Origin of the sequence: Streptomyces ipomoeae 91-03 (assembly GCF_000317595.1) — a bacterium.
GTDB lineage: Bacteria > Actinomycetota > Actinomycetes > Streptomycetales > Streptomycetaceae > Streptomyces > Streptomyces ipomoeae.
On the sequence record NZ_AEJC01000156.1, the window covers coordinates 1 to 5064 of the forward strand.

At 66.2% G+C, this 5064-nt stretch carries 4 protein-coding genes; all 4 read left to right on the plus strand.

Annotated features, from left to right (window positions below; genetic code table 11):
• A partial coding sequence (locus STRIP9103_RS10150) for a glycosyltransferase family protein (RefSeq protein WP_048820027.1) occupies positions 1-944 on the plus strand: 944 nt, incomplete at its 5' end.
• Positions 945-1088: 144 nt separating this feature from the next.
• Positions 1089-2201: a multiple monosaccharide ABC transporter substrate-binding protein gene (gene chvE / locus STRIP9103_RS10155; RefSeq protein WP_009307130.1), complete on the plus strand. Its 1113-nt coding sequence runs from the start codon at positions 1089-1091 to the stop codon at positions 2199-2201.
• 56 nt (positions 2202-2257) lie between these two features.
• Positions 2258-3808: a multiple monosaccharide ABC transporter ATP-binding protein gene (gene mmsA / locus STRIP9103_RS10160; protein WP_009307127.1), complete on the plus strand. Its 1551-nt coding sequence runs from the start codon at positions 2258-2260 to the stop codon at positions 3806-3808.
• Positions 3805-5049, plus strand: coding sequence for a multiple monosaccharide ABC transporter permease (gene mmsB, locus STRIP9103_RS10165; RefSeq protein ID WP_048820029.1), 1245 nt, complete (start codon positions 3805-3807; stop codon positions 5047-5049). Before mmsA ends, mmsB begins: the two co-directional genes overlap by 4 nt.
• Positions 5050-5064 lie beyond the last annotated feature (15 nt).

The window sequence follows — 5064 nt, forward strand, 5'->3', positions numbered from 1 at the left end:
CGCGTCGACCCGGCGAGCAGGCGCTTGCCGCGCTCGGCCTGGCCGCGCCGGCCCTCGACCCGTCCGACGCCTCCCCGCACACCTTCCCCGGCGGTGGCCGCTGGCGTACCGAGGTGCCCTCCGTCGAGGGCCCCGAGGCGCTCGGCGTGGTCCTCAAGGAAGCCTCGCGGCTCGATGTGCCGATCCACCGGATCAGCCAGGGCAGCGGTATCTGGATGCTCACCGACGCCGAGATCACCGAGATGGTGGAGGCGACCGCCGAGCGTGACATCGAGCTCTGCCTGTTCACCGGCCCGCGCGGCACCTGGGACATCGGTGGCTCCACCCGTACCGACTCCAAGGGCGCGGGGCTGCGCGCCCGGGGCCACGACGCGGTCGCCGGGTGCGTCGAGGACGCCGTACGCGCGACCGAGCTGGGTGTGAAGTGCCTGCTCGTCGCCGACGAGGGCGTGCTGTGGACGCTGCACCGGGCGCGGGTCGCGGGCATCCTGCCGGCCGACACGACGTTCAAGGTGTCGGCGCTGATCGGTCCGGTCAACCCGACCGCGTACGCCGTGTACGAGAACCTCGGCGGCGACTCGATCAATGTGCCGAGCGATCTGACGCTCGACCACCTCACCGAGATCCGGCGCGTCTCCGCCGCGCCCATGGACATGTACATCGAGGCACCCGACGACCTCGGCGGCTATGTGCGGATGTACGAGGTCGCCGAACTGATCCGGCGCGGCGCCCCGCTCTACCTGAAGTTCGGTCTGTCCAAGGCACCCGGGATCTACCCGTACGGGAACCATATGCGGGACCTGACGCTGGCCACGGCCAAGGAGCGGGTGCGGCGCGGCCGGCTCGCCCTGGACCTGCTCGCGCGGCACGGGGCGGACGGCGACATGGCGCCGCTCGGCTCGCGTCTGCCCGGCGCTCTGAAGCGGTTCGAAACTCCCTCATAACGAAGCGGACAACTGCCTTCACAAAAGAAGACGCAGTCACACAGAATCCGACACATCTTCTGCTCGGTCTCTCCGCCGCATCAGCCCCAAGGGCGCTCGCACAGCAGGACCGATCCAGGCCTCAAAACATCAAGGATGATGATCATGCGCACTCGTCGAGCCGCACTCGCCGCCATAGCCGCCACCGCCTCCCTCGCCCTCACCCTCTCCGCCTGTGGCCAGAGCGGTGAGGGTGGCAGCAAGGAGGAGTCCGGCAGCAGCGAGGGCGCCACGATCGGCATCGCGATGCCGACCAAGTCCTCCGAGCGCTGGATCGCCGACGGCAACAACGTGGTGAAGGACCTGGAGTCCAAGGGCTACAAGACCAAGCTGGTCTACGGCGAGGACGACCCCGACCAGCAGGTCGGCCAGATCGAGAACCTGATCACCCAGGGTGTGAAGGCCCTCATCATCGCGGCCATCGACAACAAGTCGATGAACAACGTGCTCCAGCAGGCCAAGGACGCCAACATCCCGGTCATCTCCTACGACCGACTGATCCTCGGCACCGAGAACGTCGACTACTACGCCTCCTTCGACAACGAGAAGGTCGGCGAGCTCCAGGGCAACTACATCCTCGAGAAGCTCGGCCTGAAGGACGGCTCCAAGAAGGGCCCGTTCAACATCGAGCTCTTCGCCGGCTCCAACGACGACAACAACACCCGCTACTTCTTCCAGGGCGCCATGAACGTCCTGCAGCCCTACATCGACAAGAAGCAGCTCGTCGTCAAGTCCGGCCAGACCAACCTCAACCAGGTCACCACCCTGCGCTGGGACGGCGGCACCGCCCAGAAGCGCATGGACGACATCCTGACCTCCACCTACAAGAGCGACCGGGTCGACGCCGTCCTCTCCCCGTACGACGGCATCTCCATCGGTATCCTCTCCGCGCTGAAGTCGGACGACTACGGCTCCAAGAGCAAGCCGCTGCCGATCGTCACCGGCCAGGACGCCGAGGTCGCCTCGGTGAAGTCGATCATCGCCGGCGAGCAGTCGATGACCGTCTACAAGGACACCCGTGAGCTCGCCAAGGTGGCCTCGAACATGGTCGACGCGCTGCTGAACGACAAGAAGCCCGAGGTCAACGACACCAAGACCTACGACAACGGCTCCAAGGTCGTCCCGGCGTACCTGCTCGAGCCGGTCAGCGTCGACAAGTCCAACTACAAGGAGGCCGTCGTCGACTCCGGCTACATCAAGGAGAGCGACCTCAACTAGTCGGACGGAATTCCCGACCCACCCCTGACGAGCACCACTGATTGGAAGGCACGACCATGGCGGGACCCGTCCTGGAAATGCGCTCGATCGTCAAGACCTTTCCCGGCGTCAAAGCGCTGTCGGACGTCACCCTGACCGTCCAGCAGGGCGAGGTCCACGCCATCTGCGGGGAGAACGGCGCAGGCAAGTCGACCCTCATGAAGGTCCTCTCCGGCGTCCACCCGCATGGATCGTACGAAGGCGACATCCTCTTCGAGGGTGAGACCTGCGAGTTCAAGGACATCAGGGCCAGCGAGCAACGCGGCATCGTGATCATCCACCAGGAGCTGGCCCTGGTGCCCTACCTCTCCATCGCGGAGAACATCTTCCTCGGCAACGAGCACGCCACGCGCGGGTTCATCAGCTGGACCGAGACGCTGAGGCACGCCACCGAGCTGCTGCGCCGCGTCGGCCTCGACGAGCACCCGGACACCCGGGTCGCCGACATCGGGGTGGGCAAGCAGCAGCTGGTCGAGATCGCCAAGGCGCTGTCGAAGAAGGTGAAGCTGCTCATCCTCGATGAGCCGACCGCCGCCCTGAACGACGAGGACAGCGGCAAACTCCTGGATCTGATCCTGGAGCTGAAGAAGCAGGGCATCACCTCGATCATCATCTCCCACAAGCTGAACGAGATCCGCAAGGTCGCCGACTCGGTGACGATCATCCGGGACGGCCAGACCATCGAGACCCTCGATGTGAAGGCCCCGGAGACCACCGAGGACCGGATCATCAGCGGCATGGTCGGCCGCGACCTGGAGCACCGCTTCCCGGAGCGCACCCCGCACCAGCCCGAGGAGGGCACGGCGCCGGCCCTGGAGATCCGCAACTGGACCGTGCACCACCCGATCGACCAGCAGCGCAAGGTGGTCGACGACGTCTCCCTCCAGGTGCGGCGCGGCGAGATCGTCGGCATCGCCGGCCTCATGGGCGCCGGCCGCACCGAGCTCGCGATGAGCGTCTTCGGGCGGACGTACGGCCGGTACGCGGGCGGCACGGTCCTCAAGGACGGCAAGGAGATCCGTACGAAGACCGTCCCCGAGGCGGTCAGGAACGGCATCGCCTACGTCACCGAGGACCGCAAGCACTACGGCCTCAACCTCATCGACACCATCAACCGGAACATCTCGCTCAGCGCCCTGGGCAAGGTCGCCAAGCGCGGTGTGGTCGACGAGCACGGGGAGCGGCAGGTCGCCGAGGGCTTCCGCAAGTCCATGAACATCAAGGCGCCCACCGTCTTCGAACCGGTGGGCAAGCTGTCCGGCGGCAACCAGCAGAAGGTCGTCCTCAGCAAGTGGATCTTCGCGGGTCCGGACGTGCTGATCCTGGACGAGCCGACACGCGGAATCGACGTCGGCGCCAAGTACGAGATCTACACGGTCATCGACAAGCTGGCCGCTGAGGGCAAGGCGGTCGTCTTCATCTCCTCCGAGTTGCCGGAACTGCTCGGGATGTGCGACCGCATCTACACGATGGCCGCAGGGCGGTTGACGGGTGAGTTCCCGCGTGCCGAGGCCACGCAGGAATCGCTGATGCGTCAGATGACGAAGGACAAAGAGGTAACCCGATGAGCACGGAAGTGACCGCCAAGAGCCCGGCCCCCGCGCCGCCCGGCAAGAGCGGGACGGCGGCGGGCGGCGGCCTGCTCCAGCTGGTGCTGGACGGCATGCGCCGCAACATGCGCCAGTACGGCATGTTGATCGCCCTGGGTCTGATCGTGGCGCTGTTCGCCGTGTGGACCGACGGCGACCTGCTGCTGCCGCGCAACGTCTCCAACCTGGTGCTGCAGAACAGCTACATCCTGATCCTCGCGATCGGCATGATGCTGGTCATCATCGCGGGCCACATCGATCTGTCCGTGGGCTCACTGACGGCGTTCATCGGCTCGATGGCCGCCGTGTTCATGGTCAACAACGACCTACCGTGGCCGCTGGCCGTGGTCCTCTGTCTGGCCGTGGGCGCCGTCGCGGGTGCCGCACAAGGGTTCTTCATCGCGTATCTCGGCATACCGTCGTTCATCGTGACCCTCGCGGGCATGCTCGTCTTCCGCGGTCTCACCGAGATCTTCCTGGAGGGCCAGACCCTCGGCCCGTTCCCTGAGGGCCTGCAGAAGGTCGCCAACGGCTTCCTCCCCGAGGTCGGCCCGAACACCAACTACCACAACCTGACGCTGCTGCTGGGCTTCGCCCTCATCGCGTTCGTGGTGATCCAGGAGTTCCGTGACCGGCGCCGGCAGCAGGAGTTCGCGCTCGACGTGCCGCCGATGAACCTGTTCGTCCTCAAGCTCGTCGCGATCTCCGCCGCCCTGCTCACCGTCACCATGCTGCTCGCCAGCTACAAGGGCGCCCCGATCGTCCTGCTGATCCTGGGCGCGCTGGTCGTCGGCTTCGGCTATGTGATGCGCAACGCCATCATCGGCCGCCACATCTACGCCATCGGCGGCAACCTGCCCGCGGCCAAACTGTCGGGTGTGAAGGACAAGAAGGTCGTCTTCCTGATCTTCCTGAACATGGGCATGCTCGCGGCCCTGGCGGGTCTGGTCTTCGCCGCCCGCTTCAACGCCGCCTCGCCCAAGGCGGGCCTCAACTTCGAGCTGGAGGCGATCGCGGCCTCGTTCATCGGCGGCGCGTCGATGAGCGGCGGTGTCGGCACCGTCCTCGGCGCGATCATCGGTGGTCTCGTCCTCGGTGTGCTCAACAACGGCATGAACCTCGTCGGCGTCGGCACCGACTGGCAGCAGGTCATCAAGGGCATGGTGCTGCTGGCCGCGGTCGGGTTCGACGTGTGGAACAAGCGCAAGGGCGGCAACTGACAGGACCGGAAGGGG

Excerpts from the sequence above, each read along its gene's own strand:
- chvE (WP_009307130.1), top strand. The coding sequence starts at position 1,089 with ATGCGCACTCGTCGAGCCGCACTCGCCGCCATAGCCGCCACCGCCTCC.
- mmsA (WP_009307127.1), top strand. The coding sequence starts at position 2,258 with ATGGCGGGACCCGTCCTGGAAATGCGCTCGATCGTCAAGACCTTTCCC.
- mmsB (WP_048820029.1), top strand. The coding sequence starts at position 3,805 with ATGAGCACGGAAGTGACCGCCAAGAGCCCGGCCCCCGCGCCGCCCGGC.